General features: G+C 50.9%; 18 protein-coding genes. 13 read left to right on the top strand and 5 right to left on the bottom strand.

The genetic code is table 11. The features are described 5' to 3' along the window. Positions 1 to 1,623 (top strand): glycoside hydrolase family protein, encoded by a 1,623-nt coding sequence (locus GmarT_RS28820; protein WP_002645041.1) that lies wholly within the window; start codon positions 1 to 3, stop codon positions 1,621 to 1,623. Positions 1,624 to 1,653: 30 nt separating this feature from the next. Here the strand turns inward: GmarT_RS28820 and GmarT_RS28815 are convergent, their stop codons facing one another. Beyond that, entirely contained in the window at positions 1,654 to 2,925 is a 1,272-nt protein-coding gene (locus GmarT_RS28815; RefSeq protein WP_002645042.1) for an Nramp family divalent metal transporter, read from the bottom strand. A gap of 89 nt (positions 2,926 to 3,014) precedes the next feature. Further along, positions 3,015 to 3,620 (bottom strand): nitroreductase family protein, encoded by a 606-nt coding sequence (locus tag GmarT_RS28810; protein ID WP_002645043.1) that lies wholly within the window; start codon positions 3,618 to 3,620, stop codon positions 3,015 to 3,017. A gap of 295 nt (positions 3,621 to 3,915) precedes the next feature. On the opposite strand from GmarT_RS28810, the gene GmarT_RS28805 reads away from it, so the two are divergent. The 6 genes from GmarT_RS28805 (at position 3,916) to GmarT_RS28780 (ending at position 13,410) form a co-directional block, all read left to right on the top strand. Continuing rightward, positions 3,916 to 7,740 (top strand): AsmA family protein, encoded by a 3,825-nt coding sequence (locus tag GmarT_RS28805; protein WP_002645045.1) that lies wholly within the window; start codon positions 3,916 to 3,918, stop codon positions 7,738 to 7,740. A 33-nt stretch (positions 7,741 to 7,773) separates the two neighbouring features. Further along, the gene (locus tag GmarT_RS28800; protein WP_002645046.1) at positions 7,774 to 8,280 is read left to right on the top strand and encodes a hypothetical protein; all 507 of its coding nucleotides are present in this window, start codon (positions 7,774 to 7,776) and stop codon (positions 8,278 to 8,280) included. 80 nt (positions 8,281 to 8,360) lie between these two features. Continuing rightward, on the top strand, positions 8,361 to 9,128 hold the full coding sequence (locus tag GmarT_RS28795) for a hypothetical protein (RefSeq protein ID WP_002645047.1): 768 nt from the start codon (positions 8,361 to 8,363) through the stop codon (positions 9,126 to 9,128). Between the two features lie 65 nt (positions 9,129 to 9,193). Beyond that, positions 9,194 to 9,484 (top strand): hypothetical protein, encoded by a 291-nt coding sequence (locus GmarT_RS28790; protein ID WP_002645048.1) that lies wholly within the window; start codon positions 9,194 to 9,196, stop codon positions 9,482 to 9,484. A gap of 107 nt (positions 9,485 to 9,591) precedes the next feature. Further along, on the top strand, positions 9,592 to 10,953 hold the full coding sequence (clcA, locus tag GmarT_RS28785; RefSeq protein ID WP_002645049.1) for a H(+)/Cl(-) exchange transporter ClcA: 1,362 nt from the start codon (positions 9,592 to 9,594) through the stop codon (positions 10,951 to 10,953). Positions 10,954 to 11,025: 72 nt separating this feature from the next. Next, positions 11,026 to 13,410 carry a PAS domain-containing sensor histidine kinase gene (locus GmarT_RS28780; RefSeq protein ID WP_002645050.1) on the top strand — a complete coding sequence of 795 codons (2,385 nt, stop codon included), beginning with the start codon at positions 11,026 to 11,028 and terminating at the stop codon, positions 13,408 to 13,410. A 36-nt stretch (positions 13,411 to 13,446) separates the two neighbouring features. Here the strand turns inward: GmarT_RS28780 and GmarT_RS28775 are convergent, their stop codons facing one another. Continuing rightward, a complete protein-coding gene (locus GmarT_RS28775; protein ID WP_157158913.1) occupies positions 13,447 to 14,853 on the bottom strand; it encodes a DUF1501 domain-containing protein in 1,407 nt (468 codons plus the stop codon). A gap of 99 nt (positions 14,854 to 14,952) precedes the next feature. After that, positions 14,953 to 15,678 carry an SAM-dependent methyltransferase gene (locus GmarT_RS28770; RefSeq protein ID WP_002645052.1) on the bottom strand — a complete coding sequence of 242 codons (726 nt, stop codon included), beginning with the start codon at positions 15,676 to 15,678 and terminating at the stop codon, positions 14,953 to 14,955. Positions 15,679 to 15,913: 235 nt separating this feature from the next. On the opposite strand from GmarT_RS28770, the gene GmarT_RS28765 reads away from it, so the two are divergent. The 3 genes from GmarT_RS28765 (at position 15,914) to GmarT_RS28755 (ending at position 20,900) form a co-directional block, all read left to right on the top strand. Next, positions 15,914 to 16,966: a PA0069 family radical SAM protein gene (locus GmarT_RS28765; RefSeq protein ID WP_002645053.1), complete on the top strand. Its 1,053-nt coding sequence runs from the start codon at positions 15,914 to 15,916 to the stop codon at positions 16,964 to 16,966. Positions 16,967 to 17,381: 415 nt separating this feature from the next. Beyond that, entirely contained in the window at positions 17,382 to 19,151 is a 1,770-nt protein-coding gene (locus GmarT_RS28760; RefSeq protein WP_002645055.1) for a hypothetical protein, read from the top strand. 126 nt (positions 19,152 to 19,277) lie between these two features. Continuing rightward, positions 19,278 to 20,900: a leucine-rich repeat domain-containing protein gene (locus tag GmarT_RS28755; RefSeq protein WP_002645056.1), complete on the top strand. Its 1,623-nt coding sequence runs from the start codon at positions 19,278 to 19,280 to the stop codon at positions 20,898 to 20,900. A 63-nt stretch (positions 20,901 to 20,963) separates the two neighbouring features. Here GmarT_RS28755 and GmarT_RS28750 read toward each other — a convergent pair whose 3' ends face one another. Continuing rightward, the gene (locus GmarT_RS28750; RefSeq protein ID WP_002645057.1) at positions 20,964 to 21,659 is read right to left on the bottom strand and encodes an alpha/beta fold hydrolase; all 696 of its coding nucleotides are present in this window, start codon (positions 21,657 to 21,659) and stop codon (positions 20,964 to 20,966) included. A 164-nt stretch (positions 21,660 to 21,823) separates the two neighbouring features. Between GmarT_RS28750 and GmarT_RS29670 the strand changes: the two genes are divergently transcribed. From GmarT_RS29670 to GmarT_RS28740, 3 genes are read left to right on the top strand one after another with little or no spacing between them, the layout of a single operon-like run. Then, positions 21,824 to 21,994, top strand: coding sequence for a hypothetical protein (locus GmarT_RS29670; RefSeq protein WP_002645058.1), 171 nt, complete (start codon positions 21,824 to 21,826; stop codon positions 21,992 to 21,994). Positions 21,995 to 22,001: 7 nt separating this feature from the next. Next, positions 22,002 to 23,165 carry an ankyrin repeat domain-containing protein gene (locus tag GmarT_RS28745; RefSeq protein WP_002645059.1) on the top strand — a complete coding sequence of 388 codons (1,164 nt, stop codon included), beginning with the start codon at positions 22,002 to 22,004 and terminating at the stop codon, positions 23,163 to 23,165. A 52-nt stretch (positions 23,166 to 23,217) separates the two neighbouring features. Further along, on the top strand, positions 23,218 to 24,258 hold the full coding sequence (locus GmarT_RS28740) for a leucine-rich repeat domain-containing protein (RefSeq protein WP_002645060.1): 1,041 nt from the start codon (positions 23,218 to 23,220) through the stop codon (positions 24,256 to 24,258). The last annotated feature ends 25 nt before the right edge of the window (positions 24,259 to 24,283 follow it).

Below are 24,283 nucleotides of genomic sequence, written 5' to 3'. Positions count from 1 at the left end.
ATGTTTTCTGAATCGACCTGGAGCCGTAAAAGTATTGGTGATGTGGACGTGGTATACCATGACGGGTTGTATCACCTGTTTCATCTGGTGCTACCCAATCATGACTTTATCGCGCATGCAATCAGTGACAATGCATTGAACTGGCGGCGGGTTGATAATGCGCTGTTCATCGGCGATCCCGGCGGCTGGGACGACCTGATGTTGTGGACAATGCATGTGACGCCTGACCCGCATGAACCGGGGCGCTGGCGGATGTTTTATACGGGAATTTCGCGGCGTGATCAGGGAAAAGTGCAGCGCATCGGTCTGGCATTCAGTGATGATCTTTATCATTGGGTGAAGGCAGATGTCGACTGGGAGGATCGGCGTGGGATGCACGATCCGCAGCATATTCTAGAGATCCGCGCGAAGCTCCAGTCGGTCGTTTCCACGAATATCAAAGCCAGGCAGAATCCTGACAGCTGTTTTCCTTTAGAGCCGGAGGAGGAGTATTATGAATCCTCTCCTGAAAACGAGCGGAACTGGGTGAGCTTTCGGGATCCGTTTTATTTCCATGAAGGAGATCATAGCTGGTTACTGATGGCTGCTCGTGTGAATGAAGGGCCGCTGGTACGACGAGGCTGTGTGGGACTGATGGAAGAAGTTGCCCCCAATCATTTCCGCGCCTTGCCGCCGCTGCATGCACCGATGATTTATGACGACATTGAAGTTCCCAATCTGTTTCGGATTGACGGCGATTATTATCTGATCGGCAGCCTGCGGGAAGATGCGAAGATCCGTTACTGGCATACAGAGTGTCTGGAAAAGCCCTGGCGTAACTATTACGACAATGTCCTGCTGGCACAGGGCAATTATGCAGGTCGCATCTGCCGTGATGACCAGGGGATTCTGCTCTGGAATTTTTATACCAGCTCGGCTCACGACCGCACTACGAATAATCTGCTGCCTCCTCCCAAGCGTCTGGAGCGTCTTCCCAACGGCCAGTTGCGCACTACCACGTACGAGGGGATTCACGAACGCGTGCTTGATCGACTCGATTCACACCGTCTGCACGTGTTAAAAGGGACTCACGAAGAATCCTTTTTCCGTGTCAATGACGGATCATTGAAGGTCGTGAGTGAAGCCGGTTATCAGGGTTTTGTCTTCAATGAAGAAGTGAGCTGTTTTCGTCTGCGGTGTCATTTTTCGATGCAGGGAGACGGAAAGTGCGGCATTCTGATTCGCATCGACGCGGAATCGTATGATGGATACTACCTGTCGCTGGATCTGTTGAAAGGGATAGCGCAGTTTCGTTCCTGGAAGACGGGTGAAGAGAAGTCCGGCGAAAACATGATGCAGTTTGAGTCGCTGCAGGATGGTTTCTGGCGGGTGAGCGATCCGGATGACGTCCAGATTCAAATGGTGTCGTTCGGCAGTTATCACGAGTTGAGCGTGAATGGGGGTATCGTGCTCTCGCTGGCGAACTCCACGTTTACCAGTGGAATGCTGGGTTTCTATGTAGAGACTGCCACGTTGCAGATCAACCAGCTGGAAGTACACCGCCTCAAGCCGCCAACCCAGACGGACGAGCATCTGACCACCGGCTGGCGAAAAAACAGCCCGGAGGAAGAAGCTGGAACGTGAGCGTGCAGCAATGTCAGCGAATCTCTCTGATCAACTGAGCAAATTGACGGCAGTGCGGATCGCCAGCAGAACGGATGTGATCAAACCAATGAACCCAAGGATTTTCATCCAGGCGGGGATGGCGTTCTCACCTTTCATGTCGGCACGTGTCGCCAGCCAGAGCATGGCGATGGCCAGCATCGGAATACCCAGTACCGTCAGTGACTGAGCAAAGATGATCAATCCTACCGGCTTTTGTCCCATGGTTTTTGTATAGATGGCCACTGCCATCCCGACCATGAGAGCGAACACCGTAAACAGTTTGGGCCATTTCTGATCGATATAGCCACCCAGTCCGAAACCATCGGCCAGGATCGAACCGCCAATCATGGCGTTGACCAGGAACGAACTGAAGGCACCGGCAAAAATCCCCAGTGAGAAAATCACCATGGCCGATTTACCAAAACCGGGTTCAAGGCTGGTGGCGACATCAGAGACGGAGGTCAAAGTTTCAACGTCTGGATTCTGGTATAGCACTTTGGCAGCGGTGATCAGTACCATTAACGTAATCAGTCCCAGCATACTGATGCCAAGTGTGGAATCGATGAGCCCCTGTTTGAGGTTTGCCCGGGTCCAGCCTTTCTGACGTACCAGATAGGACTGATAAAAAGCACCCGCGACGGAGAATGTGGTGGCATACATCGCGACGATAGGCGTCATGACTTCTTGCATTCCGGCGCCGTTGGCAGCCTGTTCGGGCAGAGACGGGATGAGTCCTGCGATTGCTTTCAGCCAGTCCGGCTTGACCTGAAACAGATTGATGGCAAAAGCGATGATCATGATCGCGACCAGCAGCTTCATCAGTTTTTCAATCACACCATACAGGTGTTTGAAACCGTAGAGTGCCAGAATGATGAAGGCATTCATGCCGATGATGATGGCAAGAGAATAATCGTTGCCTTCTTTCATGAACGGTTCGACTGCCGCCAGCACGCCGAGGTTGTTACTGAATTGAAAACAGGCGGCGATTAAGAACAGGATGACCCCGGTCGCAGCAGCCACCGGTCGACCCGCGCGTTCTGCCAGTTCGTCGCAGATCGTGCCCTTGAGTTGAATTCCGAGTCGGGCTGAGAGTGCCGTCATGGCGATCATCATGATGACGGCAATGACCAGGACCCAGCTCATCTGGTAGGCGTAGGTATGGCCGATTTTAGAAGCCGACAGAATACTGCCCGGCCCGAGTACTACTGACGCCGTAATAATGGCGGGACCCAGGCTGGCGAGAAGACGTTTGAAGAAACTGGTGGGCGGCTGGTCGTTCATGGATGAGATACCGTATTTCTAAATATAAGTTAGTAATAGGCTGCATCTTACCAAACTGGGTGTGGAAATTGAGGGTTCGACGAGGTTTTTTATTCAAAACGATCGTAAATCAGCACCTCATCCAGTGACAACTGTCCTCCCCGTTCATTGGCGGGGCGAACCGGTTTTCCGACCACGACGAACATGGAGATGAGGAAATCCTCAGGCAGATTGATCAGATCGGCGACTTTTTCGAAGTCAAAACCATCCATAGGACAGGTATCGTAACCCATGTCTTTGGCAACCAGCATCATGGTTTGAGCAGCCATGCCACAGGAGCGCTGTGCTTCATCGCGCTCCAGTTGTTCTTCGTTTTTATAAAATGACAAGATCATGGGGACCAGCGCCTGCTGAACCGGTTCCGGGGCATTCTGCCAGTACCGCATCGGATCTTTCTGCCAGGACTTCATGTCAGCGCAGATGACAACCAGCAGGGAGGCATCGGTGACCTGTGCCTGATTCCAGGAGGCTTCGCGAATTTTCTGCCGCAATTCAGGATCTTTGACTACGACAAATCGCCAGTGTTGAATATTAAAGGCTGTGGGAGAAAGCAGCGTATAAGTGAGGAGTTTGTTGATTTCCTCGTCGGTCATCTGATGATCGGGATGGTATGATTTGACAGAACGTCTTGCTTCAATTGCTTTTAAGGTTTCCATTCTCATTCACTTATATCAATAAACACACAGAAAATATCAAACAGCGTCTGCTTCTATCATAGGCAGTCATCCCCGTGAATAACACTGTTTCAGGGAAATCCAAATCAGGAAATCGTTTGTTTTCAGCGAATATCCTGACTGGGAAGCGGGAATCTTTCCGGTTCGAACATTGTCGCTGCCAGAAATTCCCCATATAGTTACCACAGCGGGCAGCCGAACAGCAGACACGGATGATTATCACGAATGCCCTGCATCGGGTTCATCCTGCACAACGGACTCAAACACAGGATCAGTCATGTCCCAGTCAGAAACAACCAAGGCCAAATCGACAGACAGCAGCTCAGCGAAAGATCAGAAGAACGAGCGCGGTTCAATGGGTCGTATTTTTCTGGTGCTGGTCATCGGATTCTGTGTGCTGCTCTGGTTTGCTCCACAGATCGTTTCGCGAACCTCGCTGAAAGATTCGATTCTGCCCCGCATTCTGAAAAACTATCCGGGTGAGATTCGCACGGGCGAAGTCACGCTCAGCTGGGGACAGCCGGTGACGTTTCAGAATGTGGCGCTGGAAGATTTTGAAGGCCGGGATGTGGTCCGCATCGATCAGATTCAAACGAAAAAAACGTTGTGGGAACTGGCGAAGGACCGCAAGCGTATCGGCGATGTGAATGTGGACGGCGTGACGACTTTGACGTATGTCAACGATCAGGGGCTCGCGAATCAGGATCTGCTGACGGCCATCATCAATAAAGGAACGAAAGAAAATCCGCAGGGAGATCCCGACGCGCAGGAAGAACCCAAAACCGGATCGCAACAGTCGCTGACGCTGCATCTCTCTGATCTCAACCTCAATGTAGTAAATGCCGCGGACGAGTCCACACCCTATCTGACAGGCATGAATATCACCGTCATACGCCCCGAACTGCGCACCGATCCGGTGATGGTCGAAGGCAGTTGGAAGGAACCAGTGGGGGAAAATGCAGAGATCAGGAATCCCGCGGAAATTGAATTTCTGGTCAGTGCAGTTAAATCGGGTGAACCAGACGCTTCACGAGCGGGCTCACTGAAATTCAAAACCCGTTTTTTCGATTTGAAACAGTTAATGCCTCTGGTCAGTGCCTTGTCCCCCGGTGCGTACCTGGATGGGATTTCCAATTCCGAGATGGAAGTTAAATGGTCGGGAACAAAAGAAGCACCGCGGTTTGCCGTCAAAGGAAACTGGGAAGCGGCGCCACTCGTATTTGGTGCGCCGGAGTTACTGGGCACCGATGAAATCTCGACCGATTACGCGAAAGGCAATATTGACCTGATGGCCGCGGATGGGGTGTTGTATTTCAAAGAAGCCCGTGCCGAGTCGCAGTTGGGCAAAGTCGCATTGCAGGGGAAATTGAACTGGGATGACCTGAAGGATGAAAACAAACAGGAAAAGCTGAAGGGGTTGTTGAATTCCCAGCTCAAACTGTCCGGCGATCTGGACCTGGCAGAAACGGCAAAACAGCTCCCGGAAACGATGCATCTGAAACCGGGCATGCAGATAACTTCGGGCACGGTTAACTTTGGAGTTTCCAATTTCGATCCGCAGCAGCCAGAACAGAATCAGAACTCGACATGGGCCATCGACTTGAAAACGTCAGATCTGACAGGTCGTAATAACGGACAGGAAATTCGCTGGCAGCAGCCGGTCTCGTTGATGATGCAGATTGTCAGAGGGCCAGATTCGTTTGATATCCGTTCCCTGAAGTGTGAATCCGATTTCCTGAAAGTGACCGGTAGTGGCAATGCCAGCGATCTAAAGCTTCGACTGGAAGCAGACCTGGACCAGCTGTCACAACGATTGGAGCAGTTTGTCGATCTGCAGGCGGTGGCTTTGAAAGGCAAGATGAATGGCGAAGTTGACTTCAAAGTGACAGGAGAGTCATGGGAGACAAAATCATTTTTGAATTTCGATCACCTGCAACTGGCAATGCCCGATCGGCGGGGCTGGCAGGAACCAGAATTGAAACTGACCGTAGACGGTGCAGGGAAAACGGATGAACAACAGATTCATGTAGAACGGTTCATTGTGACATTGATTTCCGGTGCCGATGCGTTCCAGGCAAAACTGGAATCGCCTACCACCATTGATCGTCAGCCGAAAGAGGAAGCACGTCAGCAGCTGCTGCCTTTCAAGATTCAACTGCAGGGCAATCTTGCTTCCTGGGGAGACCGGGTGCGACCACTGTCGAAGGAGGATCTGCAGCTGTCAGGAGACGTCAAGTTTGCTTCTTCCATTTCCATTGGCGATCAATATTTTATCCACGATAATACCACGCTGGATCTGACAAACGTCCGTATTCAGACACCCGACATGTGGATCAGTGAGCCTCGGGCCGAATTAAAAACGGCGGGAAGCTGGGACGGGAAACAGAAAACGCTCAAGGCGTCAAAGCTGACCTATCGCGGTACCGCAGTCGCGGTCAACGGAGAAAAACTGGAAGTTCAACTTCCCAACGAAGAAGTTCACACGCCTTCGTTTGTGGGATCACTGTCAATGAATGGTGACCTGCATGCGCTTTCGCTCTGGTTTCAGAATCCGGCAGAGCCACCCGAACAGAAATACTACGGGACAATTCAAGGACAGGCTAACGTGGTCGTGACTGAAACCTCGCGACTGGCAAACTGGCGTGCGACGATTGCAGAATTTGCCATTGAAGCCCCCATACGTGAGCCGGTGTCACCCGGGAAGAAAGTGGTTCCCAGCAAACGTAATCCCGGATGGGCCATCAGCTGGCAGGAGCCCGAAGTGCGCGTGGAAGGAGATACACTACAGGATCTGAACGAGGATTCGCTCACCTTGAACCAGATGTCGATTCAATCGGAGATGCTGGACCTGACCGCGAAAGGGGAAATCAAAGAGCTGTCGACCCGTAAACAGGTCAGACTGGCGGGGGAAGTGACCTACGACTGGGAAAACCTGACTCCCCTGCTCCGCAGTAAACTGGGGCCGGATGTCGAGATCGTCGGTCACGAGACCCGACCGTTCACTTTAAACGGACCTCTGGGCAGTACGGCAAACGATCAGGCGCGCGAAATGGTTCTGAACCCGCTGCCGCGTCCGTTGTATCCCAATACGCGACCACTGTTCGTCCCCACCGATCAGTATAATGATTTGACTGGAGAAGCCGGGTTTGGCTGGGAAAAAGCGAATATCCGTGGCTTGACCAGTGGTAAGACCAATATCGAGGCGACCATCAAGGATGGGCAGATTCATATTACGCCCCTTGATCTGCAGGTGAGTGGAGGCCGTCTGAGAATTGCACCGATTGTGCGACTGGATGTGAAACCGGCAGTACTGGTTTTTGAAAAAGGGGATGTGATCGATAATTTTCAGTTCACGCCCGAGATGACACGCAACTCACTGAAATACGTCGCACCGATGCTGGCAAACAGCACGAATATTCAGGGGCAGTTTTCACTGAGCCAGGATTACGCCATCATTCCCATTGATCAACCGGAACTCGGCGAAGCAAAGGGGACGCTGCTCGTCAAATCGACAAAGGTCAAGCCGGGGCCGTTGTTTGATGCGTTAGCGGAAAAAATCGATCAGGTGCTATCGATCGTGAATATCAATCGGTCGAGTCGATTAATCAGCTCGGATTCGGTATTCCTACAGGTGCAGAATCAGGCGTTGCATTATCATATGATTGATGGTCGGGTCTTTCATTCTCCGTTTGAAGTGCAGATGAAGGGGGTCACGATCCGAACCACGGGTTCAGTTGGTCTGGATGAATCGCTGGATCTGGTGGCGGAAGTCGGGTTCGGCAATCTGATTTCGGAAGACAGTGACAAGCCGTTTGTAAAAGCGCTCATCAGTAAGCCACTGCGACTGCCGATTGGCGGGACCTTGAAGAAACCCAAAGTCGACATGAGCCAGGTTGGCAACTACGCCAAGCAGATGGGAGTCAATGCACTGGATGCTGTTTTAGGCAGTGGCGTGGGGGCACAGATTCAAAGCCTGTTCCCCGAACGAACGCCCGAAGAGATGGAGCGGATTCAGAAAGAACGTGAGGAGCGTCGCAAAGAACGTGAAGAACGTCGCGAACAGAAACGGCTGGAAAAACTCAAACGTAAACAGGGACTGTGATCGAAATGCGTTGACTCGTACTCGGGTGGTCTGATGCAAACAGTTTCTCCACGGTTGAAACGATTCAGTGTTGACCGGCTATTGCTGTCGATCAATCTTCTACTGATTGTCGCATTCAACCTGAGCCTTTATTTTCTGTTTGTGAGGAATGATCCAGGGTGGTTTAGAGCCGTCTGGTGCCTGACAGTATTACTGATGTTCTGGATATTGCTCTGGTCCTTGCGATTTCGAGACACTAGCCAGAAAAACGATGCAACGACACAAGTCGGCGGAACACTGTTGACTCTGGTGACGGTCTACAGTCTGTTGAATGGACTTTCCTACCTGTGGCTACCGGATCTGGAAGTCTACGTCACTGTGATTCTGCAAGGCGGGATCACCCTGATCGTCGGCATTACGATGACGCTTTCACTTGTTGATCAATCCCAGGCAGATTCTCAGATTAACTGGCCCGTTGTGATTTGCAGCTACCTGACACTTGTGGTGACATTAATGTTGAATCTGACAGGCGTGTGGCTTATGTTGACAGGCGGCGTTTAAGTAACAGCATCCATAGTGCGTCGTTTGTCTGGGTATGCGTCACAACTGACAGACCAGCGCATCATCTTCAGGAATAGCAGATGTCAGTCAGCCCCTTTAGTTTTGAACCGATTGCCTTGTATGTTCTGTACAATCCATTTCAACCCAAGCTGGAACGATTACGCCACGATGAATTTCTTCATAATCCGTATGACAGCGACCCGCATACCAGACTTGAAGTATTGATTTCGTCACCCGCAGATTACATTACCGGTTTATGGACGGAAGCGTTTGAGTCGGAACTGAAATCGTTTCACGATGATACCGGATTTGATCTGTTGGCGAATGGAGGAGGTGCTACGGGCTCAGGTCCCTCTCCCGAATTCAGTGCTGCAACGATCGATCTGTCTGGAAACAGTGCGCCAGCAGCCGCCGCGACAAGGTTGATTGCCCGGGGGGATCTTCTGATTTCAACGGCGAGTGGAATTACTCCCGTCAAATCGAAACCGTTCGAATTACTGGAAGGGGGCGAAATTGACGTAGCTGGTTTTGTGTTTCGGATCTCTGAAGTCGACTATCGTGATGACATCAACGGGCCGGCGGAAGTCACCTTCAAACGCACTACGGTCGAATCTAAAATGAAAGATGTGGCTCGCATCTACTTCGAAGCGACAGATGGTAACAATCTTGATTTTGAGCTGCGATATTCTCAAGCGCTGGGCTCGGATGAAGATTATGAGCTGGAGGACATGTTTGAGTTTCGAACCGGCAGTGGTAAAGCAGTACTTGTGGTCGAATGCTGGGAAGATCGATTCGAATGGATTGAAGAATATGAAATCATTTCCACACTTACTTGCCGACCTGGTTAAACCAGAAGCGAGTCCATTGCATGAAATGATCTTTCAATATTGAATCCTCACTGGAATAAAATCATATGACTGCGGGACTGATGAAAATCGCGAAGTTGAGTGTGCTGACCCTGGTGATGCTGATCGCTGTAGCCCAGTTTCATCTCTATGTCAGTGTGGTCGAACTCTCTCTGTCGCAGGATCACATCCGCCAGGCGTTTGGAAAAGGGATAGCCGCCTGTATCTTTCTGACGGCCGGCGGTACCGCTTTACGCTATCCCCTGAGTGGACTGCTGTCCGGGATGCTGATCTGCTTTTTCTTTGCTCTGGGATACATCGTTCTCTGGGTAGGAATCCCTCTCGAATGGCTTTTTTGAACGTGCCTTAAAAAGGTACCATTTTTTCCCGATTCCTGTTATCGTGCTTTGTCTGTGAACAGCATTGTTCTGGAACAAATCCCACTGACCAGCTACAGGATGCAGGAATGGAAGAAGACGGCGAGAGTCAGCGTATCGAATTGAAGACGGCAATGTGGATTTATCTGCTGGCGCTGGTGATTGGCGTGGGGGTTGGTACACTGGGATCGGCCTTTCATTACTGCCTTGATAAAGTGATCGATGTTTATGCTGTGATTTCTACGTCGTTTTCCGGTTCTGCCTTTCTGACGATATTGACAGCTGCAATTATCGGAGCGGCGATGGTGGCGACCGCAGCAGTCCTCGTACGGAAATATGCACCGGAGACCGCCGGCAGCGGCATTCAGGAAGTGGAAGGCGTGATGGGCGAACTGATGACGCTCCGCTGGCGGAGTGTTTTGCCGGTGAAATTCATTGGTGGCGTGCTGTCGATGGGGGCGGGTCTGGTGCTCGGACGGGAAGGCCCGACGATTCACCTGGGGGGATGTGTCGGTCAGATCGTCGGTGAAAAAGCGAACTCGGATAAGCATACTTTGAATACCTTTCTGGCCGCAGGCGCGACCGCGGGCTTGAGCGTTGCCTTCAGTGCGCCACTGGGCGCGATCCTGTTTATGATCGAAGAAGTCCGGCCTCGATTTCAATACAGTTTTGTCGCGTTACACGCAGTAATTATTGCCAGTATCACGGCGAATCTGGTCAACGATCAGGTATTCGGCACACTTCCTCAACTACCGGTTCAGTTACAGGCATCTCTGCCCACCTTTCAGCCGCCGGGCAATCTGTTGCTGACTCTGTCATTGAACCTGCTGCTGGGCGCATTGATTGGCGTATTGGGGGCCGGTTTTAACTCGGTGATGTTAAAGTGCCTGCGGATCTCTGATGGATTGAACAGCCGCTTGATGCTGGTCATCGCGGCGTCGGTGGGGGCAGTGGTCGGTGCGCTGATGATCATTGCACCGGAATATGTGGGTGGCGGTGAAGCGCTGGTGAAGGAAATCTTTGCGGAGTCCCCCCTGCTCGGCTTTCTGCTGGCGTTACTTGTCGTGCGTGCCGGGTTGACGTTTTTAAGCTATTCAATGGGTGTGCCCGGCGGTATCTTCGCACCAATGTTGGCGCTGGGCGCATTGATAGGTACGAGCTTTGGGTATGTGGTGCATGAACTCGCACCGCAGGCAGAACTGCAGGCGGCGACATTTGCGGTTGCGGCGATGGGAGCCCTGTTTGCAGCAACAGTACGGGCACCGCTGACGGGGATTGTGCTGGTCGCAGAGATGACTGACAGCTTCGAACTGCTGCCGGCAATGATCGTGACCTGTATGACCGCCAGCATCGTCGCGCAATCTCTGGGCAGTCGCCCGATCTACGATATGCTGCTGGAACGAACCCTGGAACGCAGAGGTTTGAAAGAGGAACTGGAAGAAAATAAGTAAAATCCAGCCACTCAATTTCAGTGGAAAATCAATCACAGAATTCTGTATTTCAAATCGACAAAAACGGAAGCCATGCCCGAACTAACAACCGTTGAACTCCTGGAAGAAGTGAAAACGCTGCGTCGACGTGTTGCGGAACTGGAACAGCAGCAGGCGGAAAGAAATAGTAATAAGGTACAAGATCTGGCCCACCAGTATTTTAATCTGGTTGGTGAGATGATCATTGCCATCGATACAAATCAGACGGTGAATTTAATCAATCGGCAAGGCAGTCTGCTGCTGGAGGCTGAGGAATCTGAAATTATCGGCAAGAACTGGTTCGACCATTTTCTACCAGATGCGAATCGTGAGGAAGTTCGCGCACTGTTTGAGAAGCTGATCCAGGGAGATCTGATGCCGGTGGAGTACTTTGAGAATGAAATCATTACGGCAAGTGGCAGACTGAAGTCGATCGCCTGGCACAATTCGTTACTGAGAGATGCTGCAGACCGTATCATTGGGACCCTGAGTGTGGGCGTGGATATCACCGCGCGAAAAGAGACTGAACAGGCACTGCGCGAGAACGATCAGATGTTTCGGCAGATCTCAGAAAATATTAATGAACTATTCTGGGTCTGTAGTCCTGACTGGCGCGAAGTTTATTATGCGAGCCAGATGTATGAAGTGATCTGGGGCCGTAGCTGCCAGAGCCTGTATGATGATCCCCGGTCCTGTCTGGATGCAATTCACCCGGATGATCGTGAATCCGTTGAAAGTGAGATCAGGGCGACATCAGAAAATGGTCTCTCTAATTCTGAATTTCCGCGGTTCAGAATCATTCACAAGAATGGCAGTGTGAGGTGGATGCAGGTACGGGCCTTTCCTGTTTATGATGATAATCATCGGGTGACACGCATTGTCGGTATCGGTGTAGATATCACCAGCCGCAAACAGGAAGAGGATGCCGTCCATAGGGAGAATGCAGAACTGGAGCGCTGTGTTGAAGAGCGAACGGAAGAACTTGCCAGGCGGACTGCACAGTTAAAAGCCATGTTCATTGCGATACCGGATGTAGTACTGGTGCTCAATCGTAATGGAGAAATTATCAATTTTAACAGCCGCAGCAAGATGGATTATTTTCTCTCGCCCACATTGCATCGTGGCAGCATCATCTGGAAGGTATTACCAGGTAACGTCAGGAGTCAGATGAAGTTGCTCATCAACCGCGTTTATGATTCCCAGCAGATTGAAACACTTGATTATTGTCTGGTCAAGCAGGAGAAAAAAAGCTGGTATCGGGCGCGCGTGCTGCCTTATCTGTCCGATGAATTTCTGATGATGATTGAGCAGATTAATGATCAGAAAATCGCAGAAATGGAGTTGAAAGATCTGCATGAAAAACTTTCTGAAGCCCAGAGACTGGCCCATATCGGCAGTTGGGAGTGGTGTATCAAAGATGATACAATCTGGTGGTCAGATGAAGTCTATCGTATCTTTGGTGTGACGAAGTCAGACATTATTCTCACGAACGAGTTCTTTCTGCAGACCATTCATCCCGAGGATCGCCCGCTGGTAGATCAAATGATTGCTCAATCATTAAAATTTGATTTACCATACAGCATCGAACATCGCATCCTGCGGCCTGACGGGGAAGTCCGTCATGTCCATGAACGCGCTTTGCTGAAAAAGAATGATGAAGGCGAGGTCTTGTTCATGAATGGGACCGTACAGGATATGACGGAAAGATATGAAGCGATCAGAAAGGCACAGGAATATCGGGATATCCTGGCGCATGCTTCCCGGCTGGCTGTGATGGGAGAATTGACGGCCGGTATTTCCCATGAACTCAATCAACCTTTGACCGCCATTGCAAATTATACAGCGGCCATGAGACAGCATTTGAATGAGAATCGCGAAATGACTCACCTGGTGGATAAAGTTCAGGAACTGTCTCTGCGTTCCGGCGAGATTGTACGGAAACTGAAATCGCTGGCTGAAAAACGGACTCTGCAGGCGATCCAGTTCAATATTCAGGAAAGTATTCGAAGTGCCCTGGAATTGATTCAATATGAACTGCGACATCGACAGATCGAAGTGAAGATTGAGAGCCAGACGAAATTTATGGTTGTGTATGCAGATCGTGTACAGATAGAGCAGGTGCTGGCCAATTTATTTATCAATGCCCTGGAGGCAATGGCGGAATCCTCTTATCCCCGCAAGCTGACCATTAACGTTTCGTCTGCTGAAGATTCGATGATTCTGGTTGCGATTACAGATACAGGAAATGGTGTACCAGGAGATTTCGTCGACCATCTGTTTACTCCGTTCACCACGAATAAAAAAGATGGACTGGGTATCGGCCTGTCTTTAAGCCGTTCCCTGGTAGAAGCAGCCGGAGGTCGAATCTATTACCGTTCCACTTCAGAGCGGGGTGCCTGCTTCCACCTGTTGCTTCCCACGCGCCCCTGTAGAAAATAATGGTGTTTAAATACCTGCATCAGGCGGCAGACAGGATTAAAACACGGGAATGAAGTTCCCTTCGGAGAGCTTAAACGGACGGTCGGTGCGGTCCCGGATTTCGATTTCGGGATTGATGCCGAAGCGGGTGAAGATGGTGGCAGCCAGGTCAGCCGGCGTGACCGGATGAGACTGTGGATACACGCCGAGATTATCGCTGGCGCCGTATGCCGTGCCCTGTTGAACTCCACCACCGGCCAGAACAACGCTGTAGCAGTTAGGCCAATGATCGCGCCCACCATGCACATTCACGCGGGGCGTGCGCCCAAATTCTCCCATGGCGATGACGAGAGTCGAATCCAGCAGACCGCGCTGGTCGAGATCATTAATGAACGCTGCAAATCCCTGGTCTAAAGGAGCCAGCAGTTCGCGATGTCTGGGAAACAGGTTGGAATGGCTGTCCCAGTTCACGGTCTGACCGTTGAGGACGCCGTCGTGCACATTGATGAAGCGGACTCCTGATTCCACAAGTCGTCGCGCCAGCAGCAGGCTTTGTCCCAGCTTATGGCGGCCGTACTGTTCACGAACAGATGTCGGCTCGCGCTCGATGCGGAACGCATTCTGTACGGTATCATTCTGCAGTAATTCAAATGCCCGCCGCTGATAGCTTGCCAGGTCGACATTTTCCACATCCAGCTGATCCAGTGATTTCAATAACGCGCGACGATCCTGCAGACGTGGTTCGCTGACGGCGGGCGGACGCTGCAGGTTTTGAACCCGGAACTGCTCTGCGTTCGGATCAGCGTTGATCTGAAACGGATCGTGGCTGCCTCCCAGGAAGCCGGAATTCTGTCCGGGTAGATCGACGACGTTATGCATCACATGCGGCAGCGCGACATTGATCAGCGGGTTCCCGGTTCTGGGGAGCGCACCGCGAGATGTTGCATAACTGACGGCGGCGGCAACATTGGGAAAATCTCCCAGCCGGTTTTCGCCAAGCACCTCGTTATTGCTGGAGGGAATCTTTCCGACCAGCGCCTGATACATGGCGGAATTGTGATTGGTCAGATCGTGGTGCATCGAGCGGATGACTGTCAGCTTATGCATGATCTGGGCGCACGCGGTAAGGTGTTCGCAGTTGATCAGTCCGGGCACACTGGTTTTGATCGGTCGATATTCGCCACGCACTTCGGAAGAGGCTTCGGGCTTCATGTCCCAGGTGTCGATCTGACTGGGACCACCATAAAGCATTAACAACACGCAGGAACGTATCGGCGTATGCGGTGTGTTTTTGCTGGCAGAGAGACGCCGCTGATTCAACGCAGCGGCAATCGCAGCGTAGCCCGCTGTTTGCAGAAAGCAGCGGCGTGAAATAGCACTTTCCAGAATGCCGGGTATTTCGAGCACGATACCGGTTCTCCAGTGGAGTTCAATGATCTGCAACGTAGAATGGGATTGTACCAACCAGGATTTCAGGACTGCAAACATTTTCTGGGAATGGGTAACGTCTCTTTCGAAGTTCTGATACTGCTTATGGTTTCGGAGTTGCAGAAGTAGTTGGTTTTAAGGTTTCTGAAACAGGTAGAGACCGTAGCCCAGGGTAGCACGTCCCCACTGCAGGTAAGCCTGGATCCACTCGCGGCGACGGCGCAGCTTTTCCTGGAGTCCCTGATCTTGTGGCTGTTCCCGGGCTTTTCGCTCGACGATTCGCTGATAGCGCCATTCGAAGTCATCCCATTCCTGTTCGTTACTGGTCCAGGCGGCCATTGGTATCAGGCCCAGCTGTTGTCCCGTGGCGACATTCGCGGTGTGTGTCATATCATCGGGAATGGCTTCACCTAACAACGCGCGATATTCAGGTCCCGCTGGCTGCTTCAGATAACCATCGGCGATGAGCAGCAGACCGCCAGGCTGTACTAGTGGAATCATCCGCTCAATTGCATTGCGGTAAGCAGCGCTGCCAGACGCGAACGCATGCGTCGCACCCAGACACAAGGCGAGAGCATATTCATTCTGCTTAAAGGGAAACGCTCCCCCGTCGGCTTCGATGAACTCGATTTGGGAAACTGGGATTCGGCCCCGCATACGACGGCGGGCTTCGTCAATGTGTTCGCGAGAGAGATCGATTCCCGTACCCGTAATCTGATATCGTTCAGAGAGGCGAATCAGGACTTCACCACAACCACAGCCGATATCCAGTATCCTCAGACCCGTGTTTAATTCCAGCACAGCAAGAATTTCGGTCATGCGGGATTCACTCACCGGGGCATTCCATAGCAGTTCGATCATCTGGAACAATTCCTGTCATTGTGATTTCAAGTGAACGGATTAGGACTTAAGTGTTTTTGACAAGCACAGTTCAGGCGATGGAACTGCTGTTTCTCAGACACCGCATCTCAAGAGAAGTTCACGGGAGCCTGTTTCAATTTTTCCAGTACGATAAAAAGATCCTTTCCTGTCGCCGGGGAATCGCCTATAAACAAAGAATCAGATCTATCGTTTTCTTTCTTGAATCAGGCAAGCCATGCGACACGGTTCGAATCTCGATCCACCCAATCGTTTCGAGTCGACGCATGTCGAACCGGATCTGGAACAGCTGGAGTGGAATGACGAATATCTCTCCCAGCCTCGGCGGATTGAGTACATCGACGACAATTCCAAATCGATCGTCACCGAAAACGATTCACCCGACCTCAATTTCCGCTATAGCGTCAATCCCTATCGGGGCTGCGCGCATGGCTGCAGTTACTGTTATGCGCGGCCCTTTCATGAATATCTGGGATACAATGCCGGTCTCGACTTTGAAACGAAGATCATGGTCAAGCATGACGCTGCAAAACTGTTTCGCGACTTTCTGAGCCGCAGCGACTGGCAGCCGAAACTGATCGCGTTTTCCGGCATCACCGACTGCTATCAACCCGCCGAACGTGAATTTAAGTTGACGCGTCAGTGTCTGGAAGTGGCATCCGAAGCCAATCAGCCGATCGGCATCGTCACGAAAAATGCACTGGTTGTGCGGGATTTGGAGCTGTTGACCTCGATGGCCCGGCGGTCGCTGGTGCACGTGAGCCTGTCGATTACCACACTCGACCCGCAACTGGCGCGTGAAATGGAGCCGCGTACGAGTATCCCGGCAGCGCGGCTGCGGGCGGTTCGCGAACTGTCGGCGGCGGGTGTGCCGACGAAGGTGATGGTCTCGCCCATCATTCCAGGGTTGAACGATCATGAAGTACCGGAGATTCTGAAAGCAGCGAAAGAGGCGGGGGCGATGTCAGCCAGTTACATCTTGCTGCGTCTGCCATTGACGGTGAAACCGGTGTTTGAGGAATGGCTGGAACGAACACAGCCCGCGCGGAAGGAACGGGTGTTGAGCCGCATCCGCCAGACGCGGGACGGCAAGCTGAACAACTCGGAATTCGGCAGCCGCCAGCGGGGCACCGGGGAAATCGCCGAGCAGATCGGCAGCCTGTTCAAGGTCTTCTGTGGTAAACTGGAACTGGATCGACGCTTACCGGCTTTAGATTACGAACAGTTCAAACCGCCTGTTACAGGTAAGGGCCAGCAGTGGTTGTTTTGAAAGTGTATATGCCATGAATCAACCTGAGCCAAATCCGAAACGTGTGAGTCGCTTAAAGTGGGTCTGGCGGGGAATCGGTTTGCTGGTCGTTGGTGGGGCGGTCTGGTTTGTGGTGTCGACAGTACCATTCGTTCCAATGACCTAAAACTGTTTAACCGGGATTAGAACATCGAAGAATCCATCGACATTTCAGGGAAACATCCGGAAAAAGTTAGACAGATGCACGCATTGCTGAAACAATATGTGAAAGAGGGGCAGCGGAAGCTGGTCATCTTGTTTGAAGTACTTAAAATTCAGCGAGCAAAATGTGGGACTTCGATTGGTCCGAAGACGAAACCAGTAAACGTCGCTTACAAGCATCCTGGTAGAGATTGAAGCAGGATGCAAATGCAACTTTCATTGCCAGGGAGTCTTCATGAGCAGGCTCATTGTGATCGTGCTATTTCTGGTAATCACAGAAACTTGTGCTGCCAGGGAAAACGTTGAATCTCTGATCGACAAACTCGTAGAAATATCGAAGCCCGGGTATGGATATTCGTCATCCTTTTCCGGTACCGAATTTTTACCTTACGCGGATACTGGGCAAGAAAGCACATTTCTTCTCGGTGGGTTCAAACCCGTTCGCAGTGAGACACTTCGCCAGATCGTCGAACAGGGGGTCGATGCGGTACCCGCTTTGATCAAACACATGGGCGATGATCGCAAAATCAACATGACAGCTACGCAAGGCATCTCGGTGACGGTGTTCACCGATCAGTACGATTTTAATAGTCGGACACGCAAGGAGATTCCCCAGGGAGTGAGTCGGGATTTGTTTGACGATGACAAAGATCATCCGGACAGGCACAGCCTGACGGTGGGCGATCTTTGTTTCGTTGCTCTGGGACAAATTGTCAACCGGCGGTATGCGGCAGTTAGGTATGTGCCATCTGGAATCGTCGATGTGAGTTCCCCCACGTATTCCAAACGCTTGCGCGAGGCCGTGATCCAGGATTGGAAAGGTCTGACACGCAAACAGCATATCCAGCTTCTCGTCCAGGATTTTGAAAAACCCGATGATGGTCGCCGAATGTATGACGCGTATCTGCGACTCTCGTATTACTATCCTGAGGTGGTCGGCGGGCTTGTCATCAAATACCTGGAACAACCGACATATGATGCCGACAAAGTGTCCAGCTTCGTCGACGAAAAACTCTATAAGGTCAAGGAATATAATCAACGACAGAAACTGTTGGCCGATTTTATTCGAGCCAATGGTAAGCCATATGAGATCGGCATTATGAGGCATCTTTACTCTGATGTCGCGTATCTTCAGGAAATTAATCGAGGTTCTGACTCAGATTTTCCCGAAGCGAAATCACATGAATTGCTCGTCCAGTTGTTTGACCGAATGCCGCCTGTCAGATTTGCTGACAGGCCCCTCATGCCCGCTGTCTCGGTAGGCGAACGGGCCAGTTTTATCAGATCGCTGACGTATGACAAAAATAAACAGGTAAGCGAGGCACTCCACCGGATTTTTCTTGCCGATCCCAAAGAAAAAGCGATTGCACCCGCCTGTCTGTTGGCGCTGGCTAAACGCGGCGACTATACGAACTTTTTAGTCGATCAACTGAACAACATCGATTTTACTAAACTCGAAAACAGTGAATTACAACTGGAATATCTGAAATCGATCAGCGTGTCCCGAGCAAAGGGCGTTCAGGACCGGTTACAGGAAATCGCCCGGACAACTGCAAATCCCGATTATTTCAGAGTGGCAGTCTTTGGCCTGGTACAACCAGTGCCCCCACCAATTTTCAGGAATGCGAAAATAATTCTCGCCAGCTTGCCCGAGAAATCAAATCATGTTGGGAACATCCTGTATGTGATCAACATGAAAATCCCCCATCGTAGTAAAGAGTTCTTTAAGGAGTTTCGTGAGACGACAAAAAGTGCTCAGCGTCTCGGACGTTTGTGCGACATAATGAATTATGGAAGTCCCATAGACATCGATCTGATTTGCTCTTTGCTCGATGATCAGCGACAGATCGAAGGCTATGAATCACCGATGCGAGTCTGTGATCGTGCCGCGGATGTACTCAGTTATAAGATCGATAAAATCTGGTTCGATACTGAGTGGTCTTTCAAACGCAGAGACGAAGCAATCATGGAGCTCAAAAAGTATTGTGCAACACCTGAAAAATAAGAACGTGATGCTTTAACCGTTTTATCCTGCGCACTCCTTCTTGCCGGTACAATACCGGCATGCTAGATTGCAGTCGCGAGCTTTCAAATCTCCACTATCCAGCAACCGATTCCAGAGACATCAGTCATGCCCTCCCCAGAACTAACTCAGAAACCACCCGGTCGCCTGCGCTGGGTATGGCGAACGATTTTATTTCTGTCCATCGTGGGACTGAGTTTGTTAGTCGTAACAACCGTTCAAAACGCACGGATGATTCGACAGTTGGAAGAGAGGTACATCAACGTTTACACCGAAGAAGGTATTTTAATGCGTAATGTGCCTCTCGAATGGCAATATCGGTTGTATGACATTTTCGGTGAAGAGAAATTCTTGGGATTTATGACTGCTGTCGAATTGGATTTCGAGTTTGGTGAGCTTAGCGAAGAAGATTTCATTGCGATCAGTCAACTCAAAAATCTGAAATCTATTCACCTCTTAATCACCACAATCGAAGAAGGGGGACGGAAGCATATTACTGGTCTCCAGAACCTGGAATTGTTGAGTTTGAGAGGCACTACAATCACTGATTCTGATTTGAAATACGTAGGTGCGCTGAAAAATCTACAGAAGCTCAACCTGAATAATACCGCAATCAGCGATGCCGGACTGGCGCATCTGCGAGGGCTGAGTGAATTGCGTGTTCTCGAGCTTGAGGGCACGCAACTTGATGGTACCGGACTGGTATATCTCAAACATCTAAATCATTTAGAAGAGCTTGATCTTGATAACTACAATAATAATTTCGTGGGATGGAATGATGGGGAATCTGAAAACGAGCCACGTCCTCAAATCAGGGACGCCGGCCTGAAACATATTGGAAAATTGAAGCATCTGAAAAAACTCTCCCTGTTTGGAGCCGAAATCAGCGACGTAGGACTGGCTCATTTGCAGGATCTGAAAAAACTGGAGTCTCTGGAATTTGCGCGAGAAAACATCAGTGACAAAGGTGTCGCGCATTTGAAAGGACTTTTGAATCTGACCAGTCTGAGATTGGACGGTTCGCGTGTGAGTGATGCGGGGCTTGTGCATCTGGCAAAACTTCAAAAACTGCAGAGTCTTGATCTTGGTAATACATCGATCAGTGATACAGGGCTCATTCATTTGCAGGAGCTGACCAGCCTGAAATCGCTCGATCTGAGCGATACTGCAGTGAGTGATGACGGCCTGATACACTTGAGTCGGTTACAGAATCTTGAATCACTTTATCTGCGAAGCACAAATTTATCAGGCGTTGGGCTATCATCATTGAAAAATTTATCGATGCTGCAGTATTTGGATATGGGCTATTCAAAAATGAATGATCAAGGGCTGATTGCTGTCGCGGAACTGGGAAGCCTGGATTCACTGGGGTTATTTGCGACCCCGATCACCGATCAAGGACTTGTTCATTTGAGTGGACTGACAAATCTGAAGAAACTGGATCTTCAAGAGACCAGCATTTCGGATGCCGGTCTGGTGCACTTGAGTCATCTGGCAGGGCTCAAGGTGCTGGACCTGGAAGGGACACGAATCACAGATGCCGGACTTATTCATTTGCAGGGACTAAATGAACTGGAACAACTGGAACTCGATAAAACCGCGGTCAGTGATGCCGGGTTGAAACACCTGAAAGGCCTCACAAAACTGCAATTCTTACAGTATGAGGAAACACAGATCACGGAAGCCGGTATCAATGATCTCCGCCAGTCGCTACCGGATTTGTCTGATTAGACTGTGTCCAGTTTGCTGACACAAACTGACAGATGGCACACGGAGACCTGTCTTGAGTCATCTCTATTCTCCTCCGAACCAGAGTCGCATCAGGGCAGTGATGGCCTGAGGGCGTTCCAGGGGGGACATGTGGCCGCACTCTTCGATGATGGTGAATTGGGCGGCGGGGATCTGGTCAGCGATGAATTCCAGTTCTGCACTGGGAAAGGTGTTGTCCTCACGTGCGTGGACGACCAGCGTCGGGCAGGATATCTTTGGCAGCAGATCTTCAGTGGCGTAGTCATCGATCATGGCCTGTACCTGGTGTTCATAGCTGGCGGGAGAAAAGCCTTTCAACATTTTCTGAATGGGCTGCACGAGTTCATCGTCTTCCAGGCGACCCGGAAAAATAATGTTCGGCAGGTTGGCATCCAGTGTTTCGCCGAGCAGCCCCTGGTGCAGGTTCTCTTTAAACAGTTCGAGCAGGCCGATGTGTTCCGGGTTGTGTCTGGCGTACGTATTGAGCAGCATCAGTTTCGAGACCCGCTCGGGAGCTGTCGCGGCGACCGCCTGGGCCAGCCAGCCGCCGAAGGAGTGTCCCGCCAGATGGAATCGCTCGGGTGCCTGGCTGAGCAGGGTTTCGACTAATTCGGCTCTGTGCTTTGCCTGGTCCATCACGAGGATCTGAACGTCCAGCAGATCTCCCAGGTGTTGCCTCTGATGCTGCCAGGTGACTTCAGTACTTCCCAGGCCGGGAATCAGAATCAAGGTTTCTTTCATTGTTTCTCTCAAAGGGTTTATCAAGTGTGTCAGTGGTTGAGTATCAATACGATCGGAAAATAATCGTGTTATTCACAGCGGGGTTAATTATAACTATAGGGGGCTGATTAAATACGTGAAAGCTTGAGCGAGAGCATTTTTACAGCCTGCTGTAGTGCGACAATATGAATCAAACAGAACCGATACAAAAACTTCGCGGGCGCTGGCGCTGGGGGTGGCGGGGGATGATGGGAGTTCTCTTGCTGGGGCTGGTTGTATTCATGGGATCTGTTGTGCAGAACGGTTGGGTGATTCAACCGCTGGACTTTGCAGTAACAACAGCAAGTGAGGCCTGAGAGATTCATGACGGAAATGAAGACATGTAACAAGTGCGGAGAGACGAAAGCGGCGTCACATTTTAACGGGAGTGCTGCGAGTCCAGACGGGCTGGCGGCCCGCTGTCGGGCGTGTGTGAATGCGGAGCGGCGGAGTGCTGCCAAACGTGATCGGGAGAAACCGGATTCATTACGGGCACAGCTCATCGCGGCGACGAAAAAGGGTGACCTGCAGGTTGTGCGAAAATCTCTGCCCGGGTTGTCTCCGCCGCAGTTGAATGCGTTGCTGTCACTCGCCATTGATTCGCATGGACCGCGAAAAGCAGCGCGGCTGCTGACAGTCTGCGATCTTTTGCTCTCTGCGGGTGCGGAGCCAGACGCCTGTTGTGAGTATGGTCCCCTGCTCTGTCTGGCTGCGACTAAGGATACGACTGCTTATGTAGAAAAACTCAAAGAGTATGGAGCGAAGGCGGACATTTTTACCACGGCGGCATCCGGGGATCATACGGGAGTGCGCAGTCGTCTGCATCGAAATTCAGCGCTGGCAGGGAAAGTGGATGCGGTAGGGAAAACAGCCCTGCATTACTGTGCTGGTTCGCGGCTCTGGATAAATGATGAAGCGATGCGGGACAGCCTGATGGCCATCGCGGTTCTGTTACTGGAAGCAGGTGCAGAGATTGATGCCGAGTACCCGTTTCTTCTACACAGTACGCCGTTCGCAGTGGCCGCGACCGGCGGCGGCAATGTGCAGCTGGCGGAATACCTGCTCGACCGAGGTGCCAATGTGGGAGATGCGCGACTGCTGTTTGATGTTCTGCGGTCGATGAAGCGCCAGGACGATGAGTTCTCTCATATCGGTGATCTTCTGCTGGCAAACGGAGTCGATGTGAACGATGAGTATGTAGACGGACTGAATCTGCTGCATGGTCAGGCCCGGCACGAAGATGTGCAGGCCACTATGTGGTTGTTGGATCGTGGTGCAGATGTAGCGTCCCGGATCGCAGATGGTCGGACTGTTTTACATCTGGCAGCTGACCGCAACAACGGTGTGAAAGTGATTGAGTTACTGCTGCAATGGGGCGCAGAATTGAACGCCCGGGATAACCAGGAACAGACACCCGTGTTCTACGCTCGCCAGAGTGAGAAGTGGAAGATTGTGAAATTCCTTGAAGAGCGGGGAGGCTGTGTTTGAGGGGCATTTCTACTAAGTCTCCGTGTGCCATTCATCAAAGGGAGCATGGTTGATGCAACAGCGAGAACGAAAAAAGAAATACATGAAACTGTTTCTCTGGAGCAGGCGGTCGATCGCACTGGCTGTTCTGCTGAGTCTGACGTGGTTTGTCGTGTCAGGAATACAAAATACGCGTGCAATTCAAAAGTTGAAATCGAACAAACATTTTATGCTAAAAGATGATCCGAGCTGGCTAATGAGTAGGCTGCCAGTTTCCTGGCAGACCTGGATTCAATACAGTGCGGGAGATGGAATCCGTGCCTCATTCCACAACGTTACCTGGATCAGCAGTGTTGGATATGGTGACGACTATGAATTCACCGAAGCAGATCTTGCCGCGATCGCTCAATTGAAAAGCCTGAAAATCCTGGATTTCAGTAGTTCCCTGATCACGGATTCTGATATGTCATATTTTCAGGGACTCTACAATCTGGAAGCACTCATACTCGAAAGAACCTCAATCGGCGATGCTGGTCTGTATCATCTAAGGGATCTTCGGAAACTGAAAGTGCTCAGGCTCTGGGAAACCGATGTGACTGATGTCGGGTTGAGTTATTTAAAAGATCTCACAGAACTGACATACCTGAATTTAAGTGAAACAAAAATCAGTGATGCCGGTCTGATTCACTTGAAAGGAATGCTTAATCTGCAGACCCTGTACCTTGATGCAACACAGGTAAGTGATCGGGGATTGATTTATTTAAAGGAGCTCCCCAAACTGGAAACCCTCGATCTCCTTGATGCCGAGGTAACTGATGCGGGGCTGGTGCATTTGTCGGAGTGCCGTAATCTGAAAAAGCTCACACTCGCCGACACTCAAATCAGTGATCAGGGACTTGTTTATCTGGGAAAACTGAAAGAACTGCATGAATTAGACATTCGATATACCAATACCAGCGACGCTGGACTGGTTCATCTGCAGGGGCTTAAAAGCCTGGCTTATCTCAATTGGGAGAGTACAAAAATCACCGATGCAGGGTATACTCGTCTTCATGAGTTTTTACCCAAGCTGTCTAGAACGCAGCAATTTCCTACTATTATTTTTAAAGAATAATAGGAATTTGTCTCGTTCTGATTAT

The organism is Gimesia maris (assembly GCF_008298035.1).
Classification (GTDB): Bacteria; Planctomycetota; Planctomycetia; order Planctomycetales; family Planctomycetaceae; genus Gimesia; species Gimesia maris.
The sequence above is the reverse complement of the archived record's forward strand: the minus strand, read 5'-3'. Positions and strand labels throughout refer to the sequence as shown.

Coding starts and splice junctions, on each gene's coding strand:
- GmarT_RS28820 (WP_002645041.1), top strand. CDS start 1: ATGTTTTCTGAATCGACCTGGAGCCGTAAAAGTATTGGTGATGTGGAC.
- GmarT_RS28815 (WP_002645042.1), bottom strand. CDS start 2,925: ATGAACGACCAGCCGCCCACCAGTTTCTTCAAACGTCTTCTCGCCAGC.
- GmarT_RS28810 (WP_002645043.1), bottom strand. CDS start 3,620: ATGGAAACCTTAAAAGCAATTGAAGCAAGACGTTCTGTCAAATCATAC.
- GmarT_RS28805 (WP_002645045.1), top strand. CDS start 3,916: ATGTCCCAGTCAGAAACAACCAAGGCCAAATCGACAGACAGCAGCTCA.
- GmarT_RS28800 (WP_002645046.1), top strand. CDS start 7,774: ATGCAAACAGTTTCTCCACGGTTGAAACGATTCAGTGTTGACCGGCTA.
- GmarT_RS28795 (WP_002645047.1), top strand. CDS start 8,361: ATGTCAGTCAGCCCCTTTAGTTTTGAACCGATTGCCTTGTATGTTCTG.
- GmarT_RS28790 (WP_002645048.1), top strand. CDS start 9,194: ATGACTGCGGGACTGATGAAAATCGCGAAGTTGAGTGTGCTGACCCTG.
- clcA (WP_002645049.1), top strand. CDS start 9,592: ATGGAAGAAGACGGCGAGAGTCAGCGTATCGAATTGAAGACGGCAATG.
- GmarT_RS28780 (WP_002645050.1), top strand. CDS start 11,026: ATGCCCGAACTAACAACCGTTGAACTCCTGGAAGAAGTGAAAACGCTG.
- GmarT_RS28770 (WP_002645052.1), bottom strand. CDS start 15,678: ATGATCGAACTGCTATGGAATGCCCCGGTGAGTGAATCCCGCATGACC.
- GmarT_RS28765 (WP_002645053.1), top strand. CDS start 15,914: ATGCGACACGGTTCGAATCTCGATCCACCCAATCGTTTCGAGTCGACG.
- GmarT_RS28760 (WP_002645055.1), top strand. CDS start 17,382: ATGAGCAGGCTCATTGTGATCGTGCTATTTCTGGTAATCACAGAAACT.
- GmarT_RS28755 (WP_002645056.1), top strand. CDS start 19,278: ATGCCCTCCCCAGAACTAACTCAGAAACCACCCGGTCGCCTGCGCTGG.
- GmarT_RS28750 (WP_002645057.1), bottom strand. CDS start 21,659: ATGAAAGAAACCTTGATTCTGATTCCCGGCCTGGGAAGTACTGAAGTC.
- GmarT_RS29670 (WP_002645058.1), top strand. CDS start 21,824: ATGAATCAAACAGAACCGATACAAAAACTTCGCGGGCGCTGGCGCTGG.
- GmarT_RS28745 (WP_002645059.1), top strand. CDS start 22,002: ATGACGGAAATGAAGACATGTAACAAGTGCGGAGAGACGAAAGCGGCG.
- GmarT_RS28740 (WP_002645060.1), top strand. CDS start 23,218: ATGCAACAGCGAGAACGAAAAAAGAAATACATGAAACTGTTTCTCTGG.